At 71.4% G+C, this 15,318-nt stretch carries 7 protein-coding genes; 6 read left to right on the forward strand and 1 reads right to left on the reverse strand.

Going from position 1 to position 15,318, the window contains the following annotated elements:
* Positions 1-2: 2 nt before the first annotated feature.
* The 4 genes from WME83_RS31950 (at position 3) to WME83_RS31965 (ending at position 11,568) form a co-directional block, all read left to right on the forward strand.
* Positions 3-1,040 (forward strand): AAA family ATPase, encoded by a 1,038-nt coding sequence (locus WME83_RS31950; protein ID WP_437313489.1) that lies wholly within the window; start codon positions 3-5, stop codon positions 1,038-1,040.
* Complete coding sequence (locus tag WME83_RS31955; RefSeq protein ID WP_437313490.1) at positions 1,037-5,614, forward strand: SAV_2336 N-terminal domain-related protein; 4,578 nt, start codon at positions 1,037-1,039, stop codon at positions 5,612-5,614. The genes WME83_RS31950 and WME83_RS31955 overlap by 4 nt, the downstream gene beginning before the upstream one ends.
* Before the next feature lie 1,255 nt (positions 5,615-6,869).
* Complete coding sequence (locus WME83_RS31960) at positions 6,870-8,177, forward strand: hypothetical protein (RefSeq protein WP_437313491.1); 1,308 nt, start codon at positions 6,870-6,872, stop codon at positions 8,175-8,177.
* A 508-nt stretch (positions 8,178-8,685) separates the two neighbouring features.
* Positions 8,686-11,568: an FG-GAP-like repeat-containing protein gene (locus tag WME83_RS31965; RefSeq protein WP_437313492.1), complete on the forward strand. Its 2,883-nt coding sequence runs from the start codon at positions 8,686-8,688 to the stop codon at positions 11,566-11,568.
* A 34-nt stretch (positions 11,569-11,602) separates the two neighbouring features.
* Here WME83_RS31965 and WME83_RS31970 read toward each other — a convergent pair whose 3' ends face one another.
* Entirely contained in the window at positions 11,603-13,807 is a 2,205-nt protein-coding gene (locus WME83_RS31970) for an ATP-binding cassette domain-containing protein (protein ID WP_437313493.1), read from the reverse strand.
* Between the two features lie 69 nt (positions 13,808-13,876).
* Between WME83_RS31970 and WME83_RS31975 the strand changes: the two genes are divergently transcribed.
* Together WME83_RS31975 and WME83_RS31980 are read left to right on the forward strand one after the other, a co-directional pair.
* Entirely contained in the window at positions 13,877-14,551 is a 675-nt protein-coding gene (locus WME83_RS31975) for a hypothetical protein (RefSeq protein ID WP_437313494.1), read from the forward strand.
* Positions 14,552-15,142: 591 nt separating this feature from the next.
* A complete protein-coding gene (locus WME83_RS31980) occupies positions 15,143-15,268 on the forward strand; it encodes a hypothetical protein (RefSeq protein ID WP_437313495.1) in 126 nt (41 codons plus the stop codon).
* Positions 15,269-15,318 lie beyond the last annotated feature (50 nt).

Below are 15,318 nucleotides of genomic sequence, written 5' to 3' on the forward strand. Positions count from 1 at the left end.
AAATGATCGAGAATGCGAAGCCGGCCGCCGAGACAACGCAGAGCACGCCGCCGTGGTACGTCTATAAAGGGGCTGCAGGCAAGCCGCTGCCGCCCGCACCTCCATGGCGCTCGTACGACACGCCGGTCGTTGAGTACCCGATCCCGCCGGCGGACGCGGACGACACGTTCCAGCCCGACGACACTGACATTGCGATGGTGAACGCTGCCCTCTATCTGCGCCGGCCGCTCCTCGTAACGGGTCGCCCGGGATCGGGCAAGTCGTCGCTCGCCGGATCGATCGCCCGCGAGCTAGGCCTTGGCCGGGTGTTGGTCTGGCCCATCAACTCGCGCTCGACCCTGCAGGAGGGGCTGTACCAGTACGACGCGCTCGCCCGGCTGCAAGACGCTTCGCGTCGACGAGCGGAGGAGGGCGGCTCCAACGAGAAGTCGACCTCCATCGGGCAGTACCTGCGCCTCGGCGCCCTGGGCACGGCGCTCCTGCCGCGGATGCGGCCGCGCGTCCTCCTGATTGACGAGATCGACAAAAGCGACATCGATCTGCCGAACGACCTGCTTCACGTCTTCGAGCGTGGCCGGTTCGAGATCCCCGAGCTGTCGCGCGTGGCGAAGGAGAAGGGGCGTCTGTCCGTCAGCCCCTGCGACTCCGACGTGGAGGTCGTGCTGGATAGCGGCGAGATCCGGTGTCGAGAGTTTCCCATCGTGATCCTTACGAGCAACGGGGAGCGGGATTTTCCGCCCGCGTTTCTCCGTCGCTGCCTGCGGCTCGACATGAGGCTGCCCGACGAGACGAGGCTCCGTCGCATCGTCGAGGCACACTTCCGGGGTGCGCAGGTCAAGGACGCGAAGTGGGTGGACGGCGTGAATGCGATGCTCAAGCGCTTCCTGGAACTCCGGGACCAAAACAACGAGATGATCGCCACCGATCAGCTCCTGAACGCTCTCCACTTCGTGCGGAGCGACGTCGACCTCCTCTCCGAAAAGCGTACGGTCGTGCTCGACGCGGTCCTGCGCGGCCTCATCTCGACCGGCGCATCGTGAGCGAATCGAAGTCTATGTATCCTGATCTCGAGCGCTGGATAGGCGCCCTACGCGGGGCGGGGCTCGATCTCGACGCGCTCGACATCGCGGATGCTTTCTGGCTGGCTCGTCATCTACCCCCACCCAGGGAGGAGACGACGGCAGGCGGCCCCCCCCCGGACAAGCCAACGAGCGAGGAGATCAAGCTGCCCTCACCCGTCGAGGCGGCGGCGCTCGAGACCAATCCGTCCCTACCGAGCAAGCCGGCAGAGCCGGAATGCACCCGCGACCTCTACCCGCGCGGCCCCGAGGCGCGCGCAGGCCGGACCGTCGTGCTGCCGGACGCCGCGGCGCTCCCGCAGAAGCTCCAGCTCGGCCGTGCGCTGCGGCCGCTCCGCCGGCGCGTGGACAGCCGCACGCGCCTCGAGCTCGACGAGGCGTCCACGGCGCATCATGCCGCGAGGCTGCGGATCGCCTGGCGCGACGCGCCCCTCGTGCCCGTACTCCGGCCGACGCGGGCGCGCTGGCTCGATGCCGTGCTCCTGATCGATCGCTCGCAGACGATGGCGATCTGGCGGCGCATGCTGGAGGAATGGGAGACACTCCTTCACAGGCTTGGCGCATTCCGCAACGTGCGTGTCTGGCACATGCTGCCGGGGAAAGGCGACAAGGGTCCCGAGCTTGCTTCCCCCGCGGACGCTACGCGATCGTGGATCGCGCGCGACGCGGCGGAGCTGAACGAGGTGCGCAGTCGCCGTCTCGTCCTGATCGCCACCGATTGCATCGCGCCGCTATGGCAATCGCAGAGCATTCGGGCCTTCCTGGCGGAACAGGCGAAGGCTGGGCCGCTCGCTCTCCTGCAGATGCTCCCGCCGCACCTCTGGTCGCGGACCGCGCTTGGCCGGCTGGAGCGGTACTCCCTGCAATCTGCGTCGCCGGGCGCGCCCGCGCACCGCCTCGCCGCCACGCCGGTCGACGTGGACGACGCCGACGACGCGGCCCGCGCCGAGGTTCCTCCCATCCCGGTGGTCACGCTGGAACCGGAGGCGCTCGCCGCGTGGGCGCGCCTGCTCGTCGGCCATCCCGAGGGGAGCGCCGCCGGGTTTCGCTTCGAGGCCGCGCAACCCTCCCCTGCGGGCGCTGCCACCGGCCGCGCGAGGCTGCCGGTCGGCGACATCGTAGATCGTTTCCTGGGCGCCAGTCCGACGGCGCGCAAGCTCGCGGCCTATCTGGCTGCGGTGCCGCTGACCATGCCTGTCATCCGCATCGTGCAGCATACGCTGGTACCCGAAGCGCGCTCGGAGCACCTGGTCGAGGTCATCACCAGCGGGCTCGTCGTGCAGCGGCTGCCTGACGTTTGGCGCGGAACCCCGGACGACGAGATGTACGACTTCATCCCAGGCGCGCGAGAGCGGCTGCTCGCGGCGCTGGGCGTGAGTGAGATCGAGAGCATCGCCCGCCGGATCGGTGCCTACTTCGCAAAGGCACGCGGGGCGGAGTACAACTTCGCCGCAGTGCTCGACGACGGGACCGCCGAGGCGCCCGGCGCGGCGCCGCGGCGCCCCTTCGCCTCCGTTTCGGAAGCGCTCTTCGCGGTCACCCGCAGCTCGCGCCTCGCCCCACGCCAGCCGGTCCCCCGCCCTCCGGAGCAGCGCCCTTCGGAGGAACCGCTTGCGCCAACGCGGGCGGGCGTGATCGGCCTGGAGTACGGCGCCGCCGTTCTGATCGGCATCGGTCATTATGAATCTGGTCTCATCCAACATCTCCCAGACGCCGTTCGCAGGGCTCAGGCGATGGCGTCGGCGCTCGTCGACGGCGGGTACGATCCCGAAGGCGTTCACGTGCTCCTCAATGAAGCGGCGACGCGCGAGGGCATCGCCCGAGCGATCTTGGAGGCTACGCGCGCGCACCCTCGGGGCACGCTCGTTGTCTTCTTCAGTGGTCACTCCATGTATCTCAGCGGCCACGCCCTCTCTTCTGAACGGGAATCCCCGATTCACCTCGTCACCTCGACGTACTCGGAGCGAAGCCTGGTTGCCGGCTTGATCCCAGCGCACGAGGTCGTTGCCGGCGTTCCAGCAAGATGGAACGTGATCCTCATCCTGGACACCTATTTCTCGGCTGGCGTGACGGCGTATTTCCCACCCCGGCTCAGCGCGCCGCATGCCGGGGCGCGAGTGCTCCTCTCCGCGGGGTTCGACCGCGATGTCTCGCCCGTGGAGGAGAACGCGCCTGCGAACAAGGAGTTCGCTGCGGCTCTACTGCGCGCCCTGTCCGCCGCGACTGCGAGGCGCGGCGACGTCGTGGGCGTGAGGGAGCTGTTTGCCTTGATGCGGAGCGATCTGTCATCGAGAGGCGCGTCCTGGCAGCCGGAGCTGAGCATCATCGGGGCCTCGGACGTGGCGATCATCCGCGGGCGAGCCTTGCGCGAGTGGTCCCGGGCCTGCGCGTTGATCCTCGCGGGGAAGCAGCATCTCACGGGGTACCTCGTGGCACCGCACCTGGTAGTCACGTGCGCTGCAACGCTCACGCAGCAACCGCGCGGGGAGCATGGCGAGGTCCACGTCCAGCTGGACGGAAGCGAGTACCGCGCTCGAGTCGTGGCAGCCGTCGAGGACGGTGATTGCGTGCTTCTCGGCCTCGACGCGCCCGTGCCCGGCGTCGAGCCGCTCCGTCCATCGCCGGTCGTGGAGACCGGGGCGGCGTGGGAGGCGATCGTCATGAGGCCAGGCAAGCCTCTCGCAGAGACGCGCTGGTACTCCGGAACGGTGGAGAGCCCAGCCTCGCCAGCGACCTTCGAGAGCCGGTTGTTGCTGCGATCCGAGACCGTCGTCGAAAGGGGCGCCGCCGGAGCACCGGTGATGGTCGAAAAGCGCCTGGTGGGGCACCTCGTCCGGTCGGAGGGAGGGCTCCTGTACCAGGCGCTTGCGTCAACGGCGGTCATCCGCGTTCTCGACCAGGTGCTCGAGCGCGACGCAGATCTCATCACCTGGGTCATCGCCCTGGCCGAGGCGCCCGTCCATCCGCGGTTCGAGGTCGAAGCCATCGAGGTGTTCCGCCGCTTGGCCGGCGCGGAGCGGAGCAGGCTAGGCTCCCGCATGGACGGCGCGGCTCACCTTCGCGTTCGGAGCACCGAAGCTGTCTTCAATGCGGTGATGCAGCTCTGGCGGGCGGGCTCGCTCAGCGAGCTTCTCGGCATGAGGATCCGGTGGATCGCCCAGGACTCGCCGCCGCGCGACGACGCCGATCCGCAGAAGGGCGTCTGGGGAGGCCTGCCCGAGCGGAACGGGCGGCTGCTCTCGGCCGAAATCGAGCGAGTCAAGGAAGGCCGTCATCGCGTGCGCCTCGTCGTGGAAGGGATGCCCGGGGCTCCTCAGCTCGAAGGAGATGTCGTGTTCCATCTCCACCCGACGTTCGCGCGCACCGAGGAACGGATCGCCGTCAAGCGCGGGCGCGCTGTCCTCACGCTCCTCGTCTGGGGCTGGTTCGTCGTGGGAGCCGAGTGCGACGAGGGACGCACGCGCCTGGAGCTGGATCTCGGAGACGTCCCGAAGCAGGCGCTCGACTTCTTCGATGAGATGGCCGCCAGCTACGAGGAGATTCGCAGCAGGGCGTCAGGCCCAGCACGCACGCGCAACATGAACGCCCTGATCGACGACGTCGCGCAAGAAGCAAGACGTCGGCACGTGGACGGCGACTTCGTCCTGCGGTTCTACCGGACCGGGCGAGACGGGGCCAGGGTCGTGGCGCTCGCGTGCTGCCGCGCCATGCCGGAGATAGCCCCGGGGAGTGTGATCGCCGATGCCATCCGCGCGCCGCGGACGCCGTTCGAGCAGTGGACCGCCGTGCTGGCCGCACAATCCACGGTCCTTGCCGCGTCCCCACTGGCCTCCGAGGCATGCGTGTCAGCGCTGCTCGAACAGCTGGAGGACCCCGAGAGTCTCCTCAACCAGCCGCACGACCCGAGCCGGCGCCTGCTCACCCCACCGATCCTGGCGGCTTTCGCGCAGCGCGTGGGACTCCGCGGGACGGACGATCCGGCCGCTCTGCGGCGATGGATCGACGCAGGCGCCGGTCACCAAGGTAAGGGGCGACGCGTGGTCGTCCTCGGAAGCGACGCCGCGGGTGAACACATCGACGTATGCCGCGCGCTCGGCGAACGGCTCGCGGCGCACGGGTGGAGCGTGATCGCGGGAAACGGCGCGAACGTCGGCGCAGAGGTCGTCAACGGCTTCCGGCGCGCCGGTCCATCGTCCGCCGAGGCCACCCTCTACAGAACGGCGGATTTCGCGAATCTCACAGCGATGCGCAGGCACCTGATCATGGAAGCAGTGTGCGCCATCGCGATCGGCGGCGGCGCCGGGACATGGCAAGAGTGCACGATGGCGATGCAGAGAGGTCTCCCGGTCGTCGCCGTCGCGTTCACGGGTGGAGCCGCCCGGGCGGTCTCCGGCAAGCTTCACGAGGAGCTCATGGCCCGGGGTGTCCCCGCGGAGCTCCTCGCGCTGCTGGATCTGCGCGCAGAGGCGACGATTACCGGAGAGCGCATCGTCCGTGTCCTAAACGTCGCGTGCACGGGCTCGCTGCCAGCCTAGGCCTCCGGCCATCGACGTCGTTCGCGTCCACGGTACGACGTTGAGCCGGACGACACAACGCGCGTGCTGGTACGCGAGCGAGCGTGCATCCAGGCCGCTGCAACGAGCAGGGGATCGGACCACCTAGGAGGGCAAGAAGAGATCGCGGCGCGCAGCAACGTATATCAGCAACTCACCCACGCATCGAAGAGGCTGCCTTCACTCCGCAGCCAGACGCTGGGTACCGGGGTCGCACGGGTAAGCGGTCGATGGCACTCGTGCGGCGAGCGCCTCGGGCTCGTCGACACGCCGCTCCCGCAGCGCAGCAGATTCTGCTCGGGGTGCTCCCGGCCGCCGTCGCTGAATGCACCGAGTCTGACGGGCTCGGCACCCGAGACGCGGAGTCCTCGTCGATGCGATGTCCGCCCTCTGACGGCTTGACGCCGACGACGTCCCGCTGTCTGATCTCCGCGCTGCCTCCCCGGGGGGGGAAGCGTTGGCGTCATGACCGCCTCAGCTTGTCAACACTATTTCCCAATGGCGATCACCGGACGCTGGTAGGAAATAGGCGTCGTACTTTTCGATCGAGGGTGAAGCGATGTGCACCGTCGGCGGCGCGCGATCGGCGGCCGTCGCGGGAAGGTGCCCTCGCGCACCGACTCTGTCCTTCAGCCTCACGTCGAATCTGAGCTCGTCCTCGAGATCAAATACGAGGACGAAGGGCATATACCGGGACTGGTCAGGCGCAGGTTCCGAAGACGCCTTGCCCGATCCGCCCTTCCTGGAAGAGCGACACCCTATCAGCAACTTTACACGTCGGAAGGGCCGTCTTCGCTCCATCGCCAGCCAGCATGAGCTCGTTCAGAGGCCGAGAGAACATACAAATCCAGTAACATCCAATATCCCTGCTGCATGCTCGCTCCGCGGAAGGAGCAGGTATGCCGCTGATAGTGTGCGGTCAGCTGCTCCGATGTGGGAGCAGGTCGCACCTGACGGATGAAGCTTACCGGAGCGCGAGAGCGACATGCGATTCAACGACCTGCTACACGTTTCTGCAACCGACCGCCGTAGATCTCGACAGTGCCTGGCCGCGCTCGCGGCGCTGACCGCGTTGTCGCTGAGCGCGTGCGGCAGTGACGATGGGAACTCGTTAACCGGCGAGCCCGAGGGCGGCGCGGGGGGGCCCGGTGCGACGGTCGGAGCAGGCGGCGCCAGCTCGAGCTCGCACGCGGGCTCGGGCTCGGGCTCGGGCTCGGGCGCGGGCGACCACGCGAGCGTGGGTTCGGGCGGCACGGGCGCAGGCGGCACGGACGACCATCCGTACGACCACTGCGTGAACGGCTACATGCCCGACCCGAGCGACTCGAGCCCCACCATGAAGGATGGGCCCGCTGACTTCTTCCCGCCCGGCAACAACGATCCGGAGATCGTCGACACCACGGTGCAGCCCGAGGTCCTGAAGTGGATGTACGACCACTCCTGGCAGGCGGCCCACGTCGAGTGGCACGCGATCCGCGCCTGTAACCTCCCGGGCGGCGGCGGGTTGAGCAAGGTGAACATCTGCTCGTTCACCAACCTGGTCCCGAAGGATCAGAACTGCCAGACCGCCGGCGACGGCTATCAGTTCCTGGTGTTCCACCGCCACATGATCCAGGCGCTGAAGCAGCTCTGGCCCAACCACAGCGAGCAGTTCGAGGGCTTCACCAAGTTCCCGACCAAGGCGGAGGACGTGCCGCCCCAGTGGCGCAACCAATGGAAGGACTGGGACTCGGCCGCCCTCGAGGCCGGGAGGATCGGCGACGAGATCGACAAGCCCGAGAACCTCGCGAGGTTCCCGGACGAAGGCACGCTCGGCTTCTGGCTCCAGTGCAACGTGGGCCAGAGGCTGGCGGGGGCGACCAACATGCCGTGGGTGGGCCTCCACTTCGTGCTGCACGCCAAGTGGGCGCGGCCGGGCAACACGACGCACGGCGTGAACAACACCAACGCGAACATCGACAATTACATGTTCTGGAAGCTCCACGGCTGGATCGACAACGTGTGGGAGAAGTACCGCCGCGCCAAGGGCCTCACGCCGGAAGACCCGAAGCTCAAGGCGGATCTCGTCGCGCAGTGCCGCGAGATGGACACCGAGATCAAGATCATCCAGCAGAACCTGGATCCCGACGATGTCGTGAATCCCAACGAGCCCTTGCCGGTGGAGTCGGGGTTCTTCCACGAGAAGGTGCGGCCCATCTTCGAGAGTCGGACCAACCTGTGCAGCGGCTGCCATGCCGAGACGGGCCCCAACGCGAAGCTGACGCTCGGCGGCCACATCAGCTCCAAGAAGATCGTCGACGGTCTGGTCAACCAGCCCTCCATCGGCGGCGGCCAGTACAGGCTCGTCGTCCCGGGCGATCCCGACCGCAGCTGGCTCTACCTCAAGGCCTCTGGCAAGGCGGAAGACGCGGGCTGCGTGCAAACCGACATGGCACAGTGCATCACGGGCGTGATGCCGCCCAGCACGACCGGGCCGACCGTCAGCCCGCAGCAGCTCGAGATCTTGCGTCAGTGGATCCTGGACGGCGCCCAGGGCCCGACCTGATCCGTAGCCAAGACCGAAGGGAAACGACACCGATCGGCGCTGGCGACGCGCGCCGGACGGGCCGCGGGGGCGCTCCAGGAGCGGAGGGCGCCCCCGCGGCGCGCGGCGCGCGAGGCGCGCAGGCCGAAGCCACCGCGGCAGCGTCGCGCCGAGCGCCGGCGCCAGCCGCCGCAATCAGCGCCTCATTCCGACGCGCATCGCGCCGTGATGCTCCAGGTCCGCTCCGGTGAGCTGCACCGGGCGCTCTGCCCGAGCGCACGCGACGTTTTGTGCCGCTGTGAGTCAGCTTACACCGGGGCTCCACGGCCTCCGTCGACCGACCGGACCGGCATCAACGACGTCGCGGAGGTGATGTCGACCCCGTGGTCAAGACCTGGAGCCGCGGGGGCTTGGGAGCAGTGGTTTTCTCATCGTGCCTTCCCTACCATGCCGGTGACCCCCGCTCGCGGTCGAGGAACACACGATGAAAGCGATGATCGCTCGGCTCAGGATCTCAATCCCTGGTTTGATGGCTGTATCCATCGGTTGCGCCGAGGCGACCGATCTCGACGTGGGGCGAGCGTCGATGGCGCTCAGCGCCGCCGGGCCGCTCGAGCCGGTGCTCGTCGATATGCAGGGCTCGACCGCGGCCACGACGGTGACCCGCGTCGGGCCCGCGGCGGGAGGCGGGCTCTTCGGGCGCGTGAACCTGCGCGCGCCGTCGATCTTGCACGCCACCAGCGCGGACGCGTTTCAGTTTGCGCACGGCGACGTCAACGGTGACGGCCAGCTGGATCTCTACGCCGTGAAGATGGTCGGAGCCGTGGGCACCGAGCTTCACGTGCTCGACGGCGCCACGGGATACCAGAGCTGGGCGAGGACGAGCGATGGCGGGAACGCCCAGCTGCGCACGCCGCTGCCCTTCACCAGCGCGGCCGCGTGGTCCTTCGTGGCCGGCGACTGGGACGGCGACGCCCGCGACGACCTCATCGCGATCCGCATGAACGGGGGCAGCACGACGGAGGTGCGGGTGCTCACCGCGGCGAGCCAGTTCAGCGCCTACGCTCGCACGGGCGGCACCGCGCTCCACGCGACGGACGCCAGCGGATGGGCGTTCGGCGCGGGCGACGTGAACGGCGATGGCGCGCTCGACGTCTACGCCATCAAGCGGAATGGCGCTCGCGGCCGCACGGAGGTGCACGTCCTCGACGGCGCGGCCAACCTCAGCCGCTTCGCGACCCAGACCGAGACCGCGCTCGGCGCCACCACGGCCGATTCGTTCGAGTTCGCCGTGGGCGACTACGACGGAGATGGCCGGGATGACCTGTGGGCCATCCAGCGCGCGGGCGCCAGCGGCAGCACCGAGGTGCACGTGATGACCGTCGCGTCGGGCTTCACGGCGTGGGGCCTGAACACCGCCACCGCGCTTCCGACCACGCAGCGGGGCCGCCACCGCGTGGTCCTGGCCACGCGAGAATCGCCCATCGGCGCCGAGGCGAGCAGCGGGCGCTTGCCCCGATGGAACCCGGGCGTACGCGGCGGCATCCCCGATGTCGCCAGCATGCCCGTGCGCGCCACCGTAGGGGCCGTCGCCGGCGACGCGTCGGGCGCGATCAACGCCGCCATCCTCCAGGCCGAGGCCGCCGGGGGCGGCGTGGTCAGGCTGACCGGCGCGACCTACACGCTGCACGCGCCGATCCGCATGAGGTCAGGCGTCGTGCTGCGCGGCGCGGGCGCGACACCGGCCGTCCTCGGCGCGAGATTCGCGCCCGACTCCCGGCAGCCCGGCCCCGGCTTGCCCGACGATCACCCGTCCCTCGCCGTGGTCGACTTCGCCGGCATCGCCGATCCGCGCGTGCCCATCGCCGGAGCGCTGCCGGCCACCGCCGCGTCGGTGACCCTGAGCCGCGCCTACGACGCCGTCGACGAGCCTCTCGCGGAGGGCAACCACGTGGTCGTCTTCCGCGGAAGCGGCAAGTCATGCGGCGTCGCGGGCGGGCCCGACGCATTCCCGGCCGGTGAGCCGACGGAGCTGGCCCGGGTGACGTGGGTGGACGGCGCGACCATCGGCCTCTCGCGGCACCGGCCTCTCGCCTTCGGCGCCGCGGACGCCGCCTACGTCCAGCGCGCGATCAAGGTGGCGTCTCCCATCCCGCAAGGCGCGGTCAGCTTCGATGTCACCGACGACACACCGGGGCTTGCGGCGGGCGGCCACGTGCTGCTGCTCGGCGACAACGTGCTCTCCGAAATGGACGCAGCGATGCCGAGCCCGAAGTGCAAGTACCAGTGGTACGACGCTCGCGCGCGCGGCCAGGTGCTGCGTGTCCTCTCGGTGACGGCTCGCGCGGGCGGCGGCAAGACGGTGTCCGTGGAGACCCCGGTGGCGCTCGCCTACTCCGCCGCCTCGGCGCCGGTCATCGTTCCGTTCCGCCCGGTGAGCAAGGCGGGGCTCGAGAACGTACGTATCGCCGTGGTGGCCGACGCGACGTCGTGGTCGGTCAACTTCTGGTATGCCGTCGACTCCTGGGTGCGCAACGTCGACCTCGCCGGCGTGGCCAAAGCCGGAGTTCACATCTGGCGCTCGGGGTGGATCTCCGTGCTCGATTCTTCCGTGCACGACGCCTATCGCTTCACCGGCGGCGGCTGGGCCTATGGCGTCAACTTGACGGCTCGGAGCACCTCGTGCCTGGTGATGAACAACTCGTTCGATCGGCTGCGGCACGCGATGATCCTGTCGCTCGGCGCCAACGGGAACGTGCTGGCCTACAACCGCTCCACGCGCCCCTCGATGGCCGACATGTCGTTGCATGGCACCTACCCGTACGACAACCTCTTCGAGGGCAACGTGGCGACGTTCGGCTTCGTCGACGATCGCGGCGGTCGCAACGGCCCCCGCAACGTGTACTTCCGCAACCGATTGCGCGCCTATTTCACCAATTACAGCAACCAGGGCGATCCGCTGCCGCAGCCGCCCGACTACGCCGATCGATGGGTGGAAGATCTCGCGGTCGCCGGCTGGAGCGATCGGCAAACGTTCATCGGCAACACCGTGCTCGACGGTCGCCTCACGATCGTGGACGCGGCGGATACGTGGGCGGAGAAGAATGCGTTCATCGAGCCGAAGGTCTCGGGCGGCACGTCGAACCCGCTCGCCGCGGGCGCCTACTTCTTGAGCAACGCGCCCGGCACCACCCTCGCCGAGAACGCGGTCGGCCGCGGCGCCGCGATCCCGCGCTTTCCGCCGTCGCTCTTCCTCGAGGCGCCGCCCGCGTTCTGGCACCCGAGCGCCGCGCAGCGCCGCGCGTGGCCCGCCATTGGCTCCGACGTGGATACGGAGCAGCTGCGCTCGGGCCAGCCGCTCCGGTGCCTGCCCGTGCAGGATCGCCTGCCGATCGCCGGCTCCGGGTGCTGACCGGTGTCCGCGTCCCCCGCGGCGTCGCCGGGCGTCATCGCGCGGCGTCCGGCGAGCGCGTCGGGCTCGCCGCGGACCGCTGCAGCGCCTCCGCCAGGAGCGATCGGTACAGCGGCGAGCTCTCGCGGAGCGACTCGTGCGTGCCCACCGCCGCGACCCTGCCCCCGTCGAGCAGCACGTTGAACGTCGACCGGAGGAGGTGCGGCGCGTGGGTCACCACGATCGCGGTGCGCCCGCCGGCGACCTCGCACGCGGTGCGCAGGAGCGCCTCGGCGGTCGCGCCCGGCAGGCCCGCCTCGGGCTCGTCCAGGACGAAGACGCGCGGATCGCGCAGCAGCACCCGGGCGAGCAGCAGCCGCCGCGCCTCGCCGCCCGACAGGCTCGGCGGTGAGGCGCGCACCTCGGTCGCGAGCCCGCGTGCCGCGCCCGGAGCGGCGCCCGCGAGCCCCGCCGCCCCCGCGGGCCCCGCCGCCCCCGCGGCGCCGGCCGTCGTCGGCGGCGCGCCGGGGGCGACCGGCGAGCCCGCGAGCTCGTCGAGCTCCACCTGGCGGAGCGCCTCCCGCATGCGGTCGTCGGACGGCGGCGGCTCGAGGCCGAGCGCGAGGTTGTCCCGGAGGCTCCGCTCGAACAGCCGCGCCGACTGGCCCACCACGCCGAAGAGCCGCGGGAGCTCGCCGGGCGGGATCCGCCGGAGGTCCACGCCGCCCACGGTGATCGCGCCGGACGACGGCTCGTCGAGCCGCAGCAGGAGGCGCAGGAGCATCGACTTGCCGCTGCCGGATCGGCCGCAGATGCCGACCACCGCGCCGGCAGGGATCGAGAGCGACACGTCGTCGAGGACCGGGCGGGTCGCGCCGCTCGGCGTGAACGTGACGCGCTCGAACACGATCGCCAGCGGGCGCCTCGCGTCGCCATCCAGACCGGCCACGAGGCCGCCGCCCGGCCCTTGAACCCCCGAGGCACCGGCGGGCCCGGCGGCGGCCGGGACGTCCTCCGCGGGCGGCGGGTACGCCGGCAGGCGCAGCAAGGCGAGGGTCGCCTGCAGCAGCGGGGCGCGCTCGAGGAAGCCGGCGCGGAGCGCGTCGAGCGCCTCCAGGCGCGCCATCAGGAGCGGCACCACGAGCAGGAGCTCGCCGACCTCGCCCGCGCCGGCGTCCCCGCGGGAGGCGGCGATCGCGGCGACGATGACCAGCGGCGAGAGCGCCGCGAACACCCCCTTGATCTGGCCGGAGACCGCGAGCGCCTGGCCGAAGCGACGGCGGGCGTCCGCGACCCGGTAGGCCGCCCCGGCGAGCTCGCCCTCAACCTGGGTGCGGGCGCCGAGCAGGCGCAGGTCCTCGGCGCCCGCGAGCGCCTCGCCGAGGGCGCTGAAGACGGCCGTGTCGGCGTGTTGCATCTCCCGCATCGCGCGCGCCACGCGGCCCGAGGCCCGGTCCGCGGCGAGGCGCGAGATCGCGAAGAGCGCGGCGCCGCCCGCGAGGACGAGCGCCATGCCGCTGGAGACGAGCGACGCGGCGAGCACCGCGAGCGTCGCGAGGGCCTGGGGCAGGCCGGCGGCGAAGGCGACGCCGAAGTCGGCGACGAGGCCGGCGTCGCGCGCGATCGCGAGGCGCACGACCTCGGCGCCCCGCGCGGGCGGCGCGGGCCGCGGGCCGGGGGCGGCCGGCGGCCGGGGCGCCGCGGGGCCGGCCGGCGGGCGGGGCGCCGCGGGGCCGGCGGGGCCCGCGGGGCCGGCCGGCGGCCGGGGCGCCGCGGGGCCCGCGGGGCCCGCGGCGTGCGCGTCGAGGAGCGCGCGCCCCGCGGCGTCGACGTCCCGGGGCGAGGCGGACAGCGCCGCGCGGAAGAGCGCGACGCGCAGGGCGGCGGTGAGGTCGCCGGCGAGCTCGGAGCTCTTCCGGCCCGACAGCACCGCCGCGGAGGCGGAAGCGAGCGTGGCGCCCAGCGCGGCGAGCACCACGGCGGCCGCCGGCGCGCCGTCGAGCAGGCGGGCGAGCGCGCCGCCGAGGCCGCTCGAGGGCGCCGCGCCGCCGGGCGACGCCGCGCGGCCGGCCACGGCGCCGAGGGCCGCGCCGGCCATCGCCGGCAGGAGGCCGGAGAGGGCGCCCGAGAGCGAGGAGAGCGCCACGACCAGGGCCAGGCGCGCCCCGGGCGCACCGGCCAGCCCCTCCGACAGGTGCGACCCGCGCCCCTCGCGCAGCGAGCGAAGACCGATCCGCAGGATCGCGAGGAGCGCGCGCATCGACGTGCGAGGTCACGCTACACCGCCGACGCCGTTGCGCGCGACGCCCATCCGATCGACCCTCTCGGCGTGCGCACCGCGCTCGTGGTCCTGCTCCCGCTGCTCGCGTCCTGCGGCCGCCCCGAGCCCGCGCCGCCGGCGGAGGCCGACGCCGGGGCGCACACCCCCTGGACGCGCGGCGCCGCGGCGTCCCTGAGCGAGCGCGGCGCTCAACCCCGGTCGGGCGGGCCGCCGGCGGCGAGCTCCGCCGAGCCGGGCGCGCTCGAGGAGATCCTCGCCGCCGCGCGGCAGGCCGCGCCCAGGCCGGGCGACGGCGCGAGCCTCGCGAAGATCGGCACGACGACCGGCCTGCCGGCGCCCTCCGCGCCCCCGCCGGCCCCGGCGCCCTCCCCTGCCCCCGCCCCGCGGTCGCGCGTCGAGATCGGCGCGCCCATGGTGCAGGCCGACATGTCGAGCCCCGCGATCGAGAAGGCGGCGCGGGCGCAGCTCTACTGGGATCTCGTGCAGCGCTGCCGCGGCCCGGACGGCAAGATCCTCCCGCCCGACGCCGTCCGGGTGGAGTTCAACGTCGACGCCGAGGGCTACATCGTGGTGCCGACGATCATCGGGAGCGCCTCCGACCCCCGCTACGACGAGGCGGCCACGTGCATGCGGCGGGAGCTGTCCGGCGCCACGTTCCGCGCGCCGGCGGGCGCGCGCGGGCTGCCGACCCGGGTCGACGCGACCGTGCCGTCGGTCGACTGACGCGTCGGCGGGCGGGGAGCGTCGTAATCACGGTGTCCCGCACGGTCGGTCACCTCGGCGTGGAGCGCGATGATACCGATGGTCCGATGCTGAGATCGCCGTGTGTAGAACAACGACGATCACGTCCAGGAGGCGATTTCCGATCTCTGCATGGCGAACCGTCGAGGCAGGCGGGTTTCATGCGCGCGACGGCTCCACCGCGGCCAAAGGCGGTTTCGCGAAGCGCTCCGCCGCTGGCGCGTGATGAGGTACCCCGGCGGTGAGAGGCAGGGCCGCGCGGGCTGAGCTCCGTGGCGCGCGGGGTCGGGACGCTCCTTGGCTTTGCCGAGGAGCACGGCGCTACGCCGAAGGGTCCCAAGCCGACCGAGCGAGCAGCGCGCCTTGCCGCCCGGCAGCCGCCCGCACGGGCCGCGGCACAGGGCGCTTACGCGGACGCGCTCTCGTCCGTTTGTAAAAGGCAAGGCTAGAACCGACCTCGCGGCCTTACGGTCTGCCTGCACATTCTGGTACGCTCGCAGCATGCGCCCCGCCCGCCGACCCCGCTCCGCCGCTGCGATCCTCCGCTCGGTCCCCCCGGAAGACCGCCTCATCATGCGCCGGCTCGGCTTCGACCTGAACGACCCGGAGTTCGCCGCCCTGTTCGTGGAGGGCGTGCGTGCCGCCGACGACGCGATCGCGGAGCAGGAGCGGTGGGAACGAGAGCTCAGCCTGCGTTGAGCGCCGCCCGTGCCGTTCTGCGGCCGGGACCTTGATGCTCGGCGCCGTCG

The sequence above is a fragment of the Sorangium sp. So ce385 genome (assembly GCF_051474135.1).
Lineage (GTDB): Bacteria > Myxococcota_A > Polyangia > Polyangiales > Polyangiaceae > Sorangium > Sorangium cellulosum_D.

What these genes read in the sequence shown, in the direction of transcription:
- WME83_RS31965 (WP_437313492.1), top strand. Translation starts at nt 8,686, where the DNA reads ATGGCTGTATCCATCGGTTGCGCCGAGGCGACCGATCTCGACGTGGGG.
- WME83_RS31970 (WP_437313493.1), bottom strand. Translation starts at nt 13,807, where the DNA reads ATGCGCGCGCTCCTCGCGATCCTGCGGATCGGTCTTCGCTCGCTGCGC.
- WME83_RS31980 (WP_437313495.1), top strand. Translation starts at nt 15,143, where the DNA reads ATGCGCCGGCTCGGCTTCGACCTGAACGACCCGGAGTTCGCCGCCCTG.
- WME83_RS31950 (WP_437313489.1), top strand. Translation starts at nt 3, where the DNA reads ATGATCGAGAATGCGAAGCCGGCCGCCGAGACAACGCAGAGCACGCCG.